The sequence below is a fragment of the Thioalkalivibrio sp. ALE31 genome (assembly GCF_000377405.1).
GTDB lineage: Bacteria > Pseudomonadota > Gammaproteobacteria > Ectothiorhodospirales > Ectothiorhodospiraceae > Thioalkalivibrio.
This window is the reverse complement of record NZ_KB905020.1, coordinates 494,998-511,405: the sequence shown is the minus strand read 5'-3', so window position 1 is coordinate 511,405 and position 16,408 is coordinate 494,998. Positions and strand designations below refer to the sequence as shown.

The 16,408-nt window shown below is 69.8% G+C and carries 8 protein-coding genes; 6 read left to right on the top strand and 2 right to left on the bottom strand.

Annotation, left to right across the window (positions count from 1 at the left end; all coding sequences use genetic code 11):
* Positions 1-272: 272 nt before the first annotated feature.
* A complete protein-coding gene (locus D103_RS0102355; protein WP_026280238.1) occupies positions 273-698 on the top strand; it encodes a restriction endonuclease in 426 nt (141 codons plus the stop codon).
* A 1,047-nt stretch (positions 699-1,745) separates the two neighbouring features.
* Here the strand turns inward: D103_RS0102355 and D103_RS0102350 are convergent.
* Both D103_RS0102350 and D103_RS0102345 read right to left on the bottom strand, forming a co-directional pair.
* On the bottom strand, positions 1,746-1,952 hold the full coding sequence (locus tag D103_RS0102350) for a hypothetical protein (protein ID WP_018875680.1): 207 nt from the start codon (positions 1,950-1,952) through the stop codon (positions 1,746-1,748).
* Positions 1,953-2,002: 50 nt separating this feature from the next.
* Entirely contained in the window at positions 2,003-2,227 is a 225-nt protein-coding gene (locus tag D103_RS0102345) for a hypothetical protein (protein WP_018875679.1), read from the bottom strand.
* Between the two features lie 212 nt (positions 2,228-2,439).
* On the opposite strand from D103_RS0102345, the gene D103_RS0102340 reads away from it, so the two are divergent.
* The 5 genes from D103_RS0102340 (at position 2,440) to recD (ending at position 16,300) form a co-directional block, all read left to right on the top strand.
* Complete coding sequence (locus tag D103_RS0102340; protein WP_018875678.1) at positions 2,440-2,937, top strand: DUF302 domain-containing protein; 498 nt, start codon at positions 2,440-2,442, stop codon at positions 2,935-2,937.
* A 562-nt stretch (positions 2,938-3,499) separates the two neighbouring features.
* A complete protein-coding gene (locus D103_RS0102335) occupies positions 3,500-6,820 on the top strand; it encodes a bifunctional diguanylate cyclase/phosphodiesterase (protein ID WP_026280237.1) in 3,321 nt (1,106 codons plus the stop codon).
* A gap of 182 nt (positions 6,821-7,002) precedes the next feature.
* Positions 7,003-10,491 (top strand): exodeoxyribonuclease V subunit gamma, encoded by a 3,489-nt coding sequence (recC, locus tag D103_RS0102330; protein WP_018875676.1) that lies wholly within the window; start codon positions 7,003-7,005, stop codon positions 10,489-10,491.
* A complete protein-coding gene (recB, locus tag D103_RS0102325) occupies positions 10,488-14,192 on the top strand; it encodes an exodeoxyribonuclease V subunit beta (RefSeq protein ID WP_018875675.1) in 3,705 nt (1,234 codons plus the stop codon). The genes recC and recB overlap by 4 nt, the downstream gene beginning before the upstream one ends.
* On the top strand, positions 14,189-16,300 hold the full coding sequence (gene recD / locus D103_RS0102320; RefSeq protein ID WP_018875674.1) for an exodeoxyribonuclease V subunit alpha: 2,112 nt from the start codon (positions 14,189-14,191) through the stop codon (positions 16,298-16,300). The genes recB and recD overlap by 4 nt, the downstream gene beginning before the upstream one ends.
* Positions 16,301-16,408 lie beyond the last annotated feature (108 nt).

Here is a 16,408-nt window from a genome sequence, read left to right as displayed (position 1 = left end):
GTACAGTGTACACCATTCCGTGTTCTGGGGCGAGTCTTGCCGGGATACGGTCGAGGTTCTGCCGATCGGCGCAGGAGGCGGGTGCTGTGCCGGGTGATGGGGCTTCGGGGCATAGAAGAGGTGGGGTTGGTGGTTATCGAACGTTGGCGGGGGCTTCGCGGCCGAGGCCGCTCCTACAGGGGGATGGTTCAGTGTTTGGCGCGTGATGGGCGGGGGTCTGGCTTCTGTGGGGACTTTCCCTTAGCGTCGAGGGGTGGATGCGGGAGATGGTGATGGATGACTGGGCTGAGCGGATGGAGCAACTGGCGGCATCGGAGCGGATGCGGCTGGTGCAGGGGCTGTTGCGCGGAATGGGGTATGTGGTGGTCGAGGCGTCGGAGGACGAAGACCGGCCGTGGCTGGAGCGGGTGACGGTTCCGGCCGGTGGCGGGGGTGACGATGTGTCGCGGCTGGTGGTGGGTGTGGCAAATGATTCAACGGTCGAAACGGGGCTGGTCGAGCTGGAGCGCTTTGCCACCGGACGCGGCGCCGGTGACCGGGGAATGTACGTGAACCTGGGCGGGTTCTCGTCCGCGGCGCGGGAGCGTGCAGCGGACTTGCCGATGCCGGTGATGCTGCTGGAGGCGGAGGACCTGGCCGAGCGGTTGCGCCAGCACTGGAGTGCGCTGGACGCGGAGACACAGGCATTGCTGGGCTGATTTGTGTGCATCGATGGTTATCTCGGGAACCGCGTTGTGGTTATCCGGGGTTTCGCCGGAATGGCTCCGGCGTCGGGTGCGGTCCGGCGTGAGAGATCTGGGTTCTTACGGCATCTTCGCTGGGCCGGGCTGGAGAGGCGTAAGGGTTGTGGTTTGGTGTTTGCCCTGACCGGGTGGTTTTCGGGCTTTGGCGGGGGCTTCGCGGCCGAGGCCGCTCCTACAGGGGGCTTGTCGGGGGCGTTGTCGCGGAAACGGCGTTGCGGTTATTCGGGATCTGGGGGAGCCGGGAGTAGCGGGCTGTAGCATGGTGCCGGGATGCTGGATATGCGACGGTGTCGTGTAATGCTCGAGTTTGGTCCGATGGTGGGGTATGGCGCTACCGCTGAGGGGGCGAAAACGACCGTTGGGCATTTTTTTTGCGGATGGGGTGGAATCCTCTACTTTGTGTGCTAGTTTTTGTCGCGGGGACAGGGATGCCCCCTGAAAGAGCCGCCCGGGCACGGATGCTGGGGTGGCTCTTTCTCTTTTTGGGGCATGGGTCTGGTTGCACCTTGCTGGCGGTGCGCGGGTGGAGATATCCGTGCGCCGTCGAGGTTCCGGCTTTGGCGGGGGCTTCGCCTGCGAGCAGGCTCCCACGGGGGGAGTGGGCTGGGCTGGCCTCTGTAGGAGCCGCCTTGGCGGCGAAGCTCCGGCCGGGGTGAGGGGCTGGCTTTGGAGGGGACTTCGCGGCCGAGGCCGCTCCTACAGGGGGTCTCGACGTTGTCTTCCCGGTTCTCCGCTCCGCTGCGGCCGGGAAGACGGAGGTGTGTGGGCAGATGCGGCCGGGAATACCGATGCCCTGGCCCGTCCCCGGCAGGAGTCTGCTTGTAGGCGAATGCTCCTGCCCGTGCCCGACTCTGGCGGGGCTTCGCCTGCGAGCAGGTTCCCACGGGGGAATCGTGGGCTGGGCTGGCACCTGTAGGAGCCCGCCTGCAGGCCAAGCCCCGCAAAAGCCGGCCCCGGCAGGGGCTTCGCCGCCAAGGCGGCTCCTACAGGGCAGGCGCCGGGTTAGTGGTCGGCGGGAGGCATGTATTCGTGGCGGATGTGGTCGGGTTGTTCGGGGAGCTGGATGCCGGCGTTTTCCAGGGCCTCGGTGAGGTCCTCGCATTCGTCGAGTTCGTCGGCGCGCTTCTTCAGCGTGGCCAGGGCGTCGGCGGCTTCGGCCTCGGGCATGGTGATGACGAGTTCGCCGTTTTCGGCTTTTTCCAGGTGCATGTCGTGCTCCTTGTATTCTTGTTTGGCTTGTTGCGGCCGCGGCGGGCGCGTCAGTCCTCGATGGAGGGCTGTTTGGGGGCGTGCTCGTCGAAGGCGTGCGGGGGCTGGCGGAATTCGTTTTCCAGTTCGTAGACGCCTTCCTGCAGTACGGAGCCGAGGGCCCGCGCGCCGTTGCTGATTTCGCCGCCGAGTTCGGTGATGTTTTCGGCGATGTCCTTGGCGGCCTTCTTGTCGATCTTCAGGGTGACCGTTCCGTTTTTCAGTGTGGCTTCCATGTCGATCTCCTTGCGTTTGCGGCGACGCTGCGCCGGTGGGACCCGTCTGGAACGGGTCTGATTCGTGTCTGGTTGACCTGCATCAATACGGGTGCAGGCGATTGTCGCTAGCCTAATTCCCCTGGGTGCTGCCTCCAACGTAACGAAGAGGCGGACCATCACGACGATTCCCGCTTGTAGGGAAAGGAGAAATCAAGATGCAATCTAATGTGATGACCACGCGCCATGGTGCGCGGTTCCTCGCGCTTCTGGCGATGCTGGTTGCGCTGGCCTTTGCCGGTGCGGTGCAGGCCGGCAGTCATGGGGGCGAGCAGCCGGACATGGTGAAGGTGACGCCGAGCCCGCATTCCTTCCCGGCCACGCTTGCCGCGTTTGAACAGGAGGCGTCCGAGGCGGGGTGGAGCATCCTGGGCCGCAACAACATGGCCGGTACGCTGTCGGAGCGCGGTTTCACGATTGATCCGGTGGTGATCCTGGATGTGTGCAGCGGGCGCTACAGCGCGCAGATCCTGGAGGAGGATGCCTTCCGTCCGGTGTCCGCGTTCATGCCCTGCCGCGTGAGTATCTATCAGGACAGCCAGGGCGATGTGTTCATCTCGCGGATGAACGTGCCGGGCTTTCTGCCGATGATGCCGGAAGGTGTGGCCGAGGTGATGGAGAAGTCCTCGGAGGAGATCGAGGCGATCATCGAGCGGACCGTCGCCGAGTAACGCAATCCGGTACAGTCCGGTACTGTAACCCGGTTCTCGGGCGAGAACCGGTACGAGGGAGACGCTGATTTAATCGCACGTCCGCGTTGGTGCCCCCTGTTTTCCGAGACAAGGCGCGTCGTGTAGCGGGTAGTGGTTCTACCCGCAAGCGGCGCAACGCAGGATCGGGGAACAGGGGGCACCAACCCCACAAGCGATTGAAAGCAGGGGCTCGGCCGCTTTCGCGCGGGAACGGCGTTGCGGCTCCTTTGTGCAGAATGACTGCACCGCAGTCACCGCGCCTTGTTCGCACGCAAAAGCGACTCGAGCGCGAACGTGCGATTAAGTCAGCGTCTCCCTAGGGGCCCGCTTCGGCGGGTCCCATGCTGTTCGGGCCGGGTAGTACATCGGTATGCCGGTGACAACGGATTTGGACGGAGACCTCTTTGCGGGTGCGAATGCCTTTGGCAGTGTCGACTGACGACGTGACAACCATTGAACCCGGCCTTTGGGGCGCCGTGCGGACCGGAAACGGGGCACGGCGCCTTTTTGCGTCTGCCGTTTGGGCGTGCGCGGGCGGTCGATGACGGACGCCCGCCACAGGACCCGTCGTTTCGCGGCCGGCTGGATCGCCGGGGGCTATGTCGTGGTGGGGGTGTTGTGGATTGCGCTGTCCGATGTGGCGCTGGCGTGGTGGGCCGGCGCGGACGTGCCTGACGCATTGACCCGCGCGAACCTGGGCAAGGGGATCGGGTTTGTGCTGGTCTCTGGCGTATTGCTGTACGCGGCGATGCGCTGGCTGCCGGCCTCGAACCCGGAGGCACCGGTGGTGGGGTCCCGTCAGGCACTCGGGCGCTTCGGCTACTGGCCCTGGTTGGCCCTGGCGGCCGCGGTGATCGGGTCGACCGCGGCGGTGGGGCTGGGCGCCTGGCAGTGGCAGGTGGCGGCCGCCGAGACGCAGGCCCGCGAGGACCTGCAACGTGCGGCATTCCTGAAGGGGGGCGTGATCGACCGGTGGCTGGCGGAGCGTACCGGGGATGCCGTGGTGCTGGCCGAGGCGCGCGGATTCAATCTGTTCGCGGTGACGGCGCTGGAACGGCGCTCGGTGCTGGCGCTGGAGCAGGTGCGTGATCGCCTGGAGCTGATGCGCCGGGCCTATGACTACGACGGTGTTGCCCTGCTGGATGCCGACCGGCAGCCGGTGATCGAACTGGGGCGCAGCGCGCTGGATGAATCGCAGATGGATGCCGTATTGCGCGAAGTGCGGCGCAGCGCGGAGACCAGCGAACCCATCCTGCATGCCGACCCGGACGGCCGCCCGCGGATCAGCTGGGCGGTGCCGGTGCGGGATCGCGCGCGACCGCACGATCCGGTGGTGGGGTTGGTGTTGCTGTCGTCCACGGTCGAGAGCCTGCATCCGCTGTTGACGCTGACGGAGAGCCGGAACGGGCTGGATGCGCAGGCGCATATCGTCGTGCGGGGCGGCGACCAGCGGGCCACGATTGCCCGGATCAGCGCAGCCGGCGGGGTGATCATCCCGGCTCCGGCTGCGTTCCCGCGGCTACGCGAGCGGATCCTGGACCATCCGCGCGACGCGGTGGTGATCGAGCGTTTCGACAACGCGGACAGCCGCTTCTTCGCGGGTGTGCAGGGCCTGGCGCCGGCCGGCTGGGACCTGGTGCTGAAGCGGGATCTCGATGGCGTGCAGGTGGCCCCCCGCCAGCAGGCGGTCTGGGCGGCCGGGGCCACGCTGCTGGTCTGGCTGGTCGTGCTGGCGGCCGGGGGGCTGCTGTGGCGCCAGCAATGGCTGCGGCGCAACCTGGCGCTGGTGCGGGCCCATGCCGACCAGGACCGGATGCTGGGGATCTTCTTCGACATGCCGTTCGTTGGTATGGCGATTTCCGGGCCGGGTGGCGCGGGCTGGGAGCGCGTGAACACCTGCCTGGCGGACATGCTGGGCTATGCCCCGGACGAACTGACGGCGATGGACTGGAACCGGCTGGCGACCCCCGAGGATCGTGGCTGCGAGGCGGAACTGGACGCCGAGATGCGGCGCGGCGAACGCAGCGGCTACAGTGTCGTGAAACGCCTGCTGCGGCGCGATGGCCGGGTGATGGTCGCGGATATCGACGTCAAGTGCAGCCGCACGCCCGAGGGTGCGCTGGACCGCGTCGTCGCGACGGTCGAGGACATCACCGAACGGCGCGAACAGGAGGAGCGTCAGCGCCTGGCGTCGGTGGTGTTCGAAAACACCCGCGAGGGGGTGGTGATCACCGATGCCACCGCGCACATCCTGTCGGTGAACCGCGCCTTCACGCAGTTGATGGGATATACCCAGGACGAAGTGGTCGGCCGCACGCCGAAGATGTTCCAGTCCGGGCGCCACGATCAGGCGTTCTACGCGAACCTGTTCCGCGAGCTGCAGGTGAACGGCCACTGGCAGGGGGAGATCTGGAACCGGCGCAAGAACGGCGAGATCTTCCCCGAACTGCAGAGCATCACCGCGGTGCATGACAGCCAGGGTCGGCTGACGCACTACGTGTCGGTGTTCGCGGATATCTCGCGGATCAAGGCCTCCGAGGCGGAGCTCGACTTCCTCGCCCACCATGACCCGCTGACCGAGCTGCCCAACCGCCGGCTACTCCGCGCCCGCCTGACGCACGGCATCTCGCTGATGCGGCGGCGTCAGGGGCATCTGGCGCTGTTGTTCGTGGACATCGACCGCTTCAAGGACATCAACGACAGTCAGGGCCATGCGGCCGGGGATCGCCTGCTGCGCCTGGTCGCCGAGCGGCTGCAGGTGGGGCGCCGCGGGACCGACACCGTGGCGCGCCTGGCCAGCGACGAGTTCGCGGTGCTGGTGGAGAACCTGGGCCACGTGGACGACGCCGCGCTGGTCGCGGAGAACATCATCCGCGAGGTGAGCTACCCCTGTGATCTCGGGAACGGGATGGAGATGGAGGTCACCGCCACGGTGGGCATCGCGGTGTTCCCGGAGCATGCGGCGGATGCCGATACCCTCCTGCAGCAGGCCAGCACCGCGCTGTCACAGGCCAAGATGGACGGGCGCGGCAGCTATCGCTACTACTCGGACGAGTTCACCCGCGCGGCGCGCGAGCGCATCGACCTGTCCGCGCGGCTGCGCCGGGCGATCGAGCAGGATGCGCTGGAGGTGCACTACCAGCCGCAGTACCACGTCGCGGATGGCCGTCTGCTGGGGGCCGAGGCGCTGCTGCGCTGGACCGACCCCGAGCTGGGCCCGATCTCGCCGGGGCGCTTCATCCCGCTGGCGGAGCAGACCGGGCTGATCGTCGAACTGGGCGGCTGGGTACTGCGCCGGGTGATCGAGCAGGGACACCAGTGGCGCGCCGCCGGGCACCCGCCTCTGCGGCTGGCGGTGAATGTCTCGGCGCTGCAGTTCCAGCGCGTGCCCATCGACCAGCAGGTGGGGCAGTTGCTGGAGGACTTCGACTTTCCGGCGGATCAGCTGGAGCTGGAAATTACCGAGTCGGCGCTGATGGCGGATCCGAGCCGTGCCCGCCGCATCCTGCAGCGCCTGCGCGAGCGCGGGGTCCACTTCGCGATCGACGACTTCGGCACCGGCTATTCCTCCATGGCGCAGCTCAAGCGCTTCCCGGTGGATACGCTGAAGATCGACAAGAGCTTCGTCGATGGCCTGGCCGAAGAAGAGGGCGCGGGCAATGCCGACGACCGCTCGATCGCCCGGTCCATCGTCGGGCTGGGGCATGGCCTTGGACTGAGCGTGCTGGCGGAGGGCGTGGAGACCGCCGAGCAACTGGCCGTTCTGCGCGAACTGGGCTGCGACCACTACCAGGGCTACTACGCCAGCCGCCCCGCGCCGGCGGCCGAGTTCGAGAGCTTGCTGGCGGCGCCGCGCGCGTAAAGCGGGCCCAACCGCCCGGCCTCCGTTGATGCACATTGGGGTGATTGGCGCGACGGAGAGGGTCGCCCGGGAGTGGTAGGGTAGGCGCATCTGGATTGCCCCCCGGCTAACAGGCCTCGCGGGGAGTTCGGGAACCGATCAAGGAGCCGCTGTTGGGGGAGTCGCGCGAGTTACAGCCAGGGATGGTGGTACTGCACGGCAACCACCTGGAGTCGCTGCGTACGCTGGCGGTGGAGTGGATGCGGCGGGCGCCGCTGGCGCCGCTGGAGAACGAGACCATTCTGGTGCAGAGCAATGGCATGGCGCAGTGGCTGCGGCATGCCCTGGCGGCGCCGCCGGATGCCGATCCGCCGGGCTGCGGGATCGCGGCCGCGCTGGACATGCAGCTGCCGTCGCGCTTCGTGTGGTCGGCCTACCGCGCGGTGCTTGGGGCCGATGCCGTACCGTTGGAGTCTCCCTATGCCAAGCGCCCGCTGACCTGGCGGCTGATGCGCCTGCTGCCGACGTGCCTGGAGCAGGAGGCCTTCGCCCCGCTCGGACAGTTCCTGCAGGACGACGACCCGGGCCAGGGCGGGGACCTGCGCAAGCGTTTCCAGCTCGCCGAGCGCCTGGCGGACCTGTTCGATCAGTACCAGGTGTATCGCGCGGACTGGCTGACCGACTGGGCGGCCGGGCGCGACGTGCTGCGCGACGCCCGCGGGCAGGCGCGCGACCTGGCGCCGGGGCAGCGCTGGCAGGCGGAGCTGTGGCGGCTGCTGCAGGCGGATATCGGCGTCGCGCAGGAGGGTGTGAGCCGCTCCGCGGTGCACGCGCGCTACCTGGATACGGTGCGTACGCTGGAGCGCCGCCCCGAGAGTCTGCCCCGGCGGGTCATTGTATTCGGGATTTCCTCGCTGCCGGGGCAGATCCTGGAGGCGCTGGAGGGGCTGGCGCGCTTCTGCCAGGTGCTGGTCTGCGTGCACAACCCCTGTGAGTACTACTGGGCCGACATCGTGGCCGACAAGGACCTGCTGCGCGCCACCCGGCGGCGCCAGGCGCGCAAGGCCGGGATGCCGGAGGCCCTGGACGAGGCCCAGTTGCACAACCACGCGCATCCGCTGCTGGCCGCCTGGGGCAAGCAGGGGCGCGACTACATCGGGCTGCTGGACGAGCACGATGACCCCGAACACTACGGCCGGGTGCTGCGCACACTGGACTGGGAGCGGGTGGATGTCTTCGAGCCGCACGGCACGCGCGGGCCGGAGGACTGCCTGCTGCACCAGTTGCAGGAGGACATTCGCGCGCTGCGGCCACTGGCCGAGACGCGGGACACCTGGCCCGCGGTTGCAGTGTCGGACCGCTCCATCCAGTTCCATGTGGCGCACAGCCCGCTGCGCGAGGTGGAGCTGCTGCACGACCGGCTGCTGGACCACTTCGAGCGCGATCCGGCGCTGCGCCCGCGCGACGTGATCGTGATGGTGCCGGACATTGACCAGTACGCGCCGCATATCGAGGCGGTGTTCGGCCAGCGCGAGACCGATGATCCGCGCTTCATCCCGTACACGCTGTCGGACCAGGGCCCGCGTGGGCGCGATCCGGTACTGGTCGCGCTGGAGCAGTTGCTATCCCTGCCGGAGAGCCGGATGGGCGTCAGCGAGCTGCTGGATCTGCTGGACGTGTCGGCGGTGCGCCGGCGCTTCGGGATCGCCGAGGAGGACCTGGGTCAGCTGCACCACTGGGCCGAAGGGTCGGGCGTGCGCTGGGGACTGGATGCGGCGCAGCGCGCCGGGCTGGGCCTGCCCGAGGGGCTGGAGCAGAACACCTGGCGCTTCGGCCTACGACGGATGCTGCTGGGGTATGCGCTGGGCGACCAGGGACCGTGGCAGGGGGTGGAACCCTACGACGAGATCGGTGGGCTGAGCGCCGCCTTGCTGGGCCCGCTGGAGGCCCTGATCTCCGCGCTGGAAGAGGCCTGGGACTGGCTGCGCCGGGCGCATGCCCCGGGGGACTGGGCGGCGCGGCTTGCCGCCTTGCTGGAACAGTTCTTCGCGCCGGAGACGGACGCCGAACTGTTCACCCTGGAGCGTCTGGGCGAGGCCCTGGAGCAGTGGCGCGAGGACTGTGCGGCCGCTGGGCTGGAGGAGGCGCTGCCGCTGGCCGTGGTGCGCGAACAGTGGCTGGCCAGTCAGGACGATTCGGGCGTGGGGCAGCGCTTTCTGGCGGGTTCGGTGAACTTCTGCACCCTGATGCCGATGCGGGCGATCCCGTTCCAGGTCGTCTGTCTGCTGGGCATGAACGACGGCGACTACCCGCGCAGCCCGACGCCGGTGGACTTCGATCTGATGGCACAGGACTACCGCCCGGGCGATCGCTCGCGGCGCGAGGACGACCGCTATCTGTTCCTGGAGGCGCTGCTCTCCGCCCGGCGCCAGTTGCATGTGAGCTGGGTGGGGCGGCATGTGCGCGACAACGAGCCGCGCCCGCCCTCGGTGCTGGTCGGGCAGTTGCGCGATCACCTGGCCGCCGGCTGGGGACTGGCCGGGGTTGACGGGCCCGAGGCGGGACCGGCCCTGGTGGAACACCTGACCACCTGGCACCCGCTCCAGCCCTTCTCGCCGCTGAACTTCCCGGCGGACGATGACGAGCGGCACTTCACCTATGCCCGGGAATGGGAGGCCGTGCACGCCGCGGATGTGGCCCCGGCCGAGGGCGCCTGCGAGCCGATCCCGCTGCTGGAGGCCGAGCGCGAGCCGCGCGCGGTGGCGCCGGAGGCCCTTGCGCGCTTTCTGCGCTTCCCGGTGGAGGCGTTCTTTCGTTATCGCCTGGGGGTGTTCTTCGACGAAGAAGAGGCCCCCGGTGACGACCTGGAGCCGTTCGGGCTGGACGGGCTGGAGCAGTGGCAGGTGCGCCAGAATCTGGTCGCGACCGCGCTGGAAACCGCCGCGGATGCGGCCGCCTGGCCGGAGATCCTGGAGGCCGAATCCGCACGCCTGCAGCGCGCCGGCTGGCTGCCTCTGGGGGCGGCCGGCGAGCTGGAACGCGGGGCGATGGTGGACGAGGCCGCGCGGCTCCTGGAGCGGATCGGCGAGCGCCTTGCGCTGTATCCCGAACGGCTGGAGGCGGGGCGTCCGCTGCGCCTGGAACACGCGCACTGGGGCCTGGAGGCGGTGCCGCCCGCGCTGCGCGGCGACGGCGAGGGTCGGGTTCGGGTCTGCCTGGACTACACGGCGAGCCGTATTGCCAACGGCAAGAAGTGGCGCTACGACAAGCTGATGGCGCCGTGGGTGATGCATCTGCTCGCCAACGCCGGCGCGGGGGATGTGGGTTCCGAACTGGTCGCGCTGGACACACGCCTGACCCTCCCTGGGCTGGAGTCGGGTCTGGCGGAGGAACTGCTGGGCACGCTGCTGGAGGCCTGGGCGGCCGGACAGGAGCGCCCGCTGCCGCTGGCCTGCGCCGCCGCCTTTGCCTGGCTGGAGGCGGAGGATGGGCAAAAGGACCCGTATGACGAGGCGTTGAAGACCCTGCGGGGGAACGACTACAGCCCTGGCGAGTGGTCGCGCAGTCCCGCGCTGGCACGGGCCTGGCCGGATCCCGAGACCCTGCTGGCCGATCCCGATTTCGGCTTCTGGCGGGACCGCGTGTACCGACCGGTGTTTGTGGTCGTGAACCAGTCGGAGGTCGCGGAATGACGGCCACCGCGCACAAGCTGGACCTGCTGACGTTGCCGTTGCACGGCAGCCGCCTGATCGAGGCCAGCGCCGGCACCGGCAAGACCTACACCATCGCCGCGCTGTATCTGCGCCTGGTGCTGGGCCACGGCGAGCTGCCCGAGGGCACCAGCGCCCTGACGCCGCCACAGATCCTGGTGATGACCTTTACCGATGCCGCGACCCAGGAGCTGCGCAGCCGCATCCGCGACACCCTGGCAATCGCGGCGCGGGTGTTCCGCGCGGAGGATCCGGATGCGGTGCCGGGCGTGCAGGACATCCACAGGGAGCTGCGCGGCGAATACAGCGAGGCGGAGCGGCCGGGCGCGGCACGCCGGCTGGAACTGGCGGCGGAGTGGATGGACGAGGCCGCGGTGTCGACCATCCACGGCTGGTGCTACCGCATGCTGCGCGAGCACGCCTTCGACAGCGGGAGCCTGTTTACCCAGGACCTGGCGAGTGATCAGCAGGAGTTGCTGGCCGAGGCGGCGCGTGATTACTGGCGCCGCTTCGTCTACCCGCAGCCGCCCGCGCCGCTGGCCCTGCTGCGCAACGCCTTCGGGCCCGATCCGGAGACCCTGTTGCAGAAGATCCGGCCACTGGTCGGGCATCTGCCCGCGGATGCGGCGGATGCGGAGCTGGAGACCCCGGAGGGCCTGGAGGCCGCGCTGGACGGTAAGCTGGCGCGGCTGGAGGCGATGAAGCGCCCTTGGCGCGAGGATTTGGAGGCGATCAAGGAGCAGTTTGACGCGCTGCGCGGCCCGGTCCTGCAGCCGGGCAAGTACAGCAATCCGGACAAGCTGCTGGGTGCGATGCGCGAATGGGCCGAGGATCCGGGCGCGCTGCGGCCCGGTGGCGTCTCCGGCGACTCCCCGCTGCTGCGTTTCAGTGCGGCCGGCATGCAGGATCGGCTGAAAGGCGGTCAGACACTGCCGGAGGATCTGCACCCGGCCTTTGCGGGGCTGGACGATCACGCCGAGGTCTGCGTGGATGACCGCGAACGGTTGCTGAAGGCGGCGGCGCGCCAGGTGGATGCGCGCTTTCGTCAGGTTCAGCGCCAGCGCGCGCAGATGGGCTTCCACGACTTGCTGACCCGGTTGCGCGATGCCCTGGACGGCCCGGGGGGCGAGCACCTGGCCGCGACCCTGCGTACGCAGTTCCCGGTGGCTCTGGTCGACGAGTTCCAGGACACCGATCCGGTGCAGTACCGGATCTTCCAGCGCGTCTATCGCATCGACGAGAACCCGCGCGACCTCGGCGTGCTGCTGATCGGCGATCCCAAGCAGTCGATCTACGGCTTTCGCGGGGCGGATATCCATACCTACCTGGCGGCGCGTACGGCCACCGCCGGTCGTCACTACACCCTGGAGCGCAACTTCCGCTCCACCGAGGCCCTGGTGGATGGCGTGAACCGGTTGTTCGGGCATGCCGAGGGCTGGGCGGACGGGGCGTTTCTGTTCCGTACCGGCGCGGAGAACCCGCTGCCGTTCGTGCCGGTTACGGCCAATGGCCGTGCGGAGGTCTTCGAGCAGCACGGGGAGGCGGCCCCGGCGGTCACGCTGTGGTGCCATGACCCCGGCGAGCCGGTGCCCAAGGGCGCCTACCGCGAGCGCATGGCGCAGGCCTGCGCCAGCCATATGGTGGAGCTGCTGAACGGGGGTGTCGCCGGGACCTGCGGCTTTCGCAAGGGCGCGGACCTGACCAGGGTGCGGCCGCGCGACATGGCGGTGCTGGTGCGCGGACGCGCGGAGGCCGACGCGATCCGCGCCGAGCTGCGTCGACGCGGCGTGCGCAGCGTATACCTGTCGGATCGCGAGTCGGTATATGCCAGCGACGAGGCGGGGGACCTGCTGCGCTGGCTGCGCGCCTGTGCCGAGCCCACCAGCGAGCGGTTGCTGCGCGCGGCGCTGGCCACCGCGACGCTGGGGCAGTCGCTGGCCGAGCTGCACCGGCTGACGGTGGACGAGCTGGCCTGGGAGGCGCGGGTCGAGCAGTTCCGCGACTACCGGCGCCTGTGGCAGACGCGCGGGGTGTTGCCGATGCTGCGCCGGCTGCTGCACGACTTCGAGGTCCCCCGGCGGTTGCGCGCCACGGCGGGGGGTGAGCGCGCGCTGACCAACCTGCTGCATCTGAGCGAGTTGCTGCAGCAGGCGGCCGCGGAGCTGGATGGCGAGCAGGCCCTGATCCGGCATGTGATGGAGCACCGGAACGGCGACGGCGAAACCGGCGAGGAGCAGATCCTGCGCCTGGAGAGCGACGAGGACCTGGTCAAGGTGGTGACGCTGCACAAGTCCAAGGGGCTGGAGTATCCGCTGGTGTTCCTGCCGTTCGCCTGCAATTTCCGGCCCACGGACGCGAAGAAGGACGTGCCCTGGCGCGACCATCCGCCGCAGGGCGGGGCGCGCTGGGTGTTCCACATGGATGACGCGGTGTACCGGCGGGCGGAGCGCGAACGCCTGGCCGAGGACCTGCGCCTGTTGTACGTGGGCATGACCCGGGCGCGCCATGCCTGCTGGCTGGGGATTGCTCCGATTGTCTCGGGGAGGAGCAAGACCAACCATTTCGACCGGACCGCAGCCGGGTATCTGCTGGCCGGCCCCGAGGGCGTGGCGGACGGCGGGCTGGAGGCGGCACTGCGTACCGCCGCGGGCGACGAGCCGGCGATCCGGGTGGGCCCGCTGCCGGAAGTGCGCGACGCTGCGGTGCAGACCGGCGCCAACGCCCCGACCACCGGACCGGCCCGACAACCGCCGGTGCGGCGCTTCGAGCGCTGGTGGGTGGCCAGCTACAGCGCGATTGCGGCGCACGACGAGGGGGCGGCACCGGTCGCGCCCGACTCGGCGCGCGAGGATGTACTGCGCGAGGGCGTGGCGGATGCGGGTCGCGAGGCCGTGGAGTTCCCCGAACTCGAGCCCGAGGCCGGGCCACGCGCGGCCAGCGGGCTGCACGCCTTCCCTCGCGGGCCGGGACCGGGCACCTTCCTGCACGGGCTGCTGGAGTGGGCGGCGGAGCAGGGCCTCGCCGCGCAGGTGGCGCAGCCCGAACGCCTGGCGCGGGAGGTCGAAACGCGCTGCGAGCGCCGGGGCTGGGGTGACTGGTCCACGGTGGTCACGGACTGGATGCAGCAGTTGCTGACGGCCGGCTTCCCGCTGGAGGAGGGCGGGACGTTCTCGCTGGGGGGCTTGGCCACGTATCAGCCGGAGCTGGAGTTTCTGTACCCGGCGCGCCGCCTCAGGGCCGGGGATCTGGATCAGGCGGTGCGGGCGCAGATCCTGCCGGGCGAGCGGCGCCCGCCGGTAGGGGACGTGACGCTGAACGGGATGCTGAAGGGCTTCGTCGACCTGGTTTTCGAGCAGGACGGGCGCTATTACGTGGCGGACTACAAGTCCAACTGGCTGGGGACTTCGGCGCAGGCCTATACCCCGGAGCGCCTGCAGGCGGCGGTGCTGGAACACCGCTATGACCTGCAGTTGGTGCTCTACACCCTGGCGTTGCATCGCCAGCTGGCCGCGCGGCTGCCGGGCTATGACTACGACCGGCACATGGGGGGCGGGGTGTACCTGTTCCTGCGCGGCGTGGATGCGCCCGGGCACGGGGTGTTCCATCACTGCCCGCCGCGCGCGTTGATCGAGCAGCTGGATCGCTTGATGAAGCACGGCGTCGACCGGGAGGGCGTGGCATGAGCGTGGTCACACATACCCGGGCGTTGGGGTCGGTGGAGGCCCTGGTGGGTCTCCTGGGCGAGTGGGAGGCCGCTGGCTGGCTGCGGGGCGTGGACCGGGCGCTGGTGCGCTTTCTGCACGAGCAGGCCCCGGAGGCATCGCCGCTGGCCCTGCTGCTGGCGGCGCTGGCCAGCCATCAGGTCGGGCGCGGCCATGTGTGTCTGGAGCTGGAGGCCTTGCTGGAGACGCCCGATGCCACGCTGGCTTTGCCGCCGGAGGGGGATCCGGGTTCGCAGCCACCGCCGCGGCCCTCGGCGGTCCTGCAGGGTGTGTCGGGCGCGCAGGTGGCGCAGGCCCTGGACGGGAGTGCCCTGGCCGGACCGGGCGAGGCGGGCACGACGCCGCTGGTGTTCACTGGAGGGCAGGTCTATCTGCGCCGCTACTGGGAGGCCGAGCGCCGCATCGGACAGGCGGTCCGCGCGCGGCTTGAAGACCGGGGCGCCTGGCAGGACGCGCTGGATGTGGACGCGGCGCATGGCTGGCTGGATCGCCTGTTCGGCATTTCGGCCGATGCGACCGCCGACCCGGACTGGCAGCGCCTGGCCTGTGCCCTGGCCGCCGGTTCCGGCTTCAGCGTGATTACCGGCGGGCCGGGCACGGGCAAGACCACCACGGTGCTGCGGTTGCTCGCGCTGCTGCAGGGTTTGCAGGGGCCCGAAGACCCGCTGCGGATTCGCCTGGCCGCGCCCACCGGCAAGGCGGCGGCCCGTCTGAACGCCTCGGTCAGCGGGGCGCTGGACCGCCTGGGGCTGGAGACGCTGCCGGACGGCGATGCGCTGCGGCGAAACCTGCCGGCGGAGGTGGTGACGGTACACCGGCTGCTGGGCGCGCGGCCGGATACCCGGCACTTCCGCCACGGGGCCCGCAATCCCCTGGCGGTGGACGTGCTGGTGGTGGACGAGGCCTCGATGATCGACCTGGAGTTGATGGCCAGTCTGGTCGCCGCGGTGCCGCGCACGGCGCGCCTGATTCTGCTGGGGGATCGCGACCAGTTGGCATCAGTGGAGGCCGGCGCGGTGCTGGGCGAGCTGTGTCACCGCGCCGGCGGTGGGCACTACACGCCGGAGACCGCGCAGTGGCTGGAAGCGGTGACCGGGATGGCCATGCCCGCGGCGATGCAGGATGCGCACGGGCAGGCGCTGGACCAGCACATCGTGATGCTGCGCGAGAGTCATCGCTTCGGCGCGGACAGCGGGATCGGGCGGCTGGCGGCCGCCGTGAACGCGGGCGAGTCGTCGAGCGAAGCGGGCGGGGACGATGCCGTCCTGCAGCGCGTGCTCGCCGGTCCGGAGGACCCGGCACTGGTGAGTCTCGCGGTGGACGGGCGCACGGATACGCCCGTGAACGAGGCAGTGGGCTATTCCGGGTATCTGCAGGGCCTGCGTGCGGCCCGCCCGGCCCCGGCCGCGCCGCGGGCGGCCTGGGAGGACTGGGCGCGGGACGTGCTCGCGGCCCACGGGCGCTTCCAGCTGCTGTGCGCGGTGCGGCGTGGCCCGTGGGGGCTGGAGACGCTCAACCGGCGTATCGCCGGGGCGCTGCAGGCGCGCGGGCTGCTGGAGGTGGATGCCGGCCGTGGCGGCGGGTCAGAGGGGCATGCGCCATGGTTCGAGGGGCGACCGGTGATCGTGACCCGCAACGACTATGCGCTGGGGCTGATCAATGGCGATATCGGCATTGCCCTGGCCGTTCCGGCCTGGCTGGCGCGGGGCGAGCCCGAGGCGACCGGGGATCATGGGGGTCCGGAGGCGGCGGCGCCGGTGCTGCGCGTCGCCTTTCTCGCGGCGGGGGATCGCGTGCGCTGGGTTTTGCCCAACCGGCTGGAGGCCGTCGAGACCGCCTTTGCGCTGACTGTGCACAAGGCCCAGGGCTCGGAGTTCGAGCATGTCGCGCTGGTACTGCCGGAGGCCGACAGCCCCATCCTGACCCGCGAGCTGGTCTACACCGCGATCACCCGCGCCAGCCGCTGGTTCAGCCTGCTGGAGCCACGAGCGGGCACCTTGGCCGCGGCCAGTCAGCGCCAGATCCGCCGCAGCGGCGGCCTGCGCCGCTGGCTGGACGATGCGCCGTAGGGAGGTGCGGGGGGCGGTGGCGTCATCCCGGAAACCGCGTAGCGGTTATCCGGGATCTCGAGCGTTGGGGTGGCCCTGGGCCTGGGGTACATCCGGCGGGGGGATCCC

Coding starts and splice junctions, on each gene's coding strand:
- D103_RS0102355 (WP_026280238.1), top strand. CDS start 273: ATGGATGACTGGGCTGAGCGGATGGAGCAACTGGCGGCATCGGAGCGG.
- D103_RS0102350 (WP_018875680.1), bottom strand. CDS start 1,952: ATGCACCTGGAAAAAGCCGAAAACGGCGAACTCGTCATCACCATGCCC.
- D103_RS0102345 (WP_018875679.1), bottom strand. CDS start 2,227: ATGGAAGCCACACTGAAAAACGGAACGGTCACCCTGAAGATCGACAAG.
- D103_RS0102340 (WP_018875678.1), top strand. CDS start 2,440: ATGACCACGCGCCATGGTGCGCGGTTCCTCGCGCTTCTGGCGATGCTG.
- D103_RS0102335 (WP_026280237.1), top strand. CDS start 3,500: ATGACGGACGCCCGCCACAGGACCCGTCGTTTCGCGGCCGGCTGGATC.
- recC (WP_018875676.1), top strand. CDS start 7,003: ATGGTGGTACTGCACGGCAACCACCTGGAGTCGCTGCGTACGCTGGCG.
- recB (WP_018875675.1), top strand. CDS start 10,488: ATGACGGCCACCGCGCACAAGCTGGACCTGCTGACGTTGCCGTTGCAC.
- recD (WP_018875674.1), top strand. CDS start 14,189: ATGAGCGTGGTCACACATACCCGGGCGTTGGGGTCGGTGGAGGCCCTG.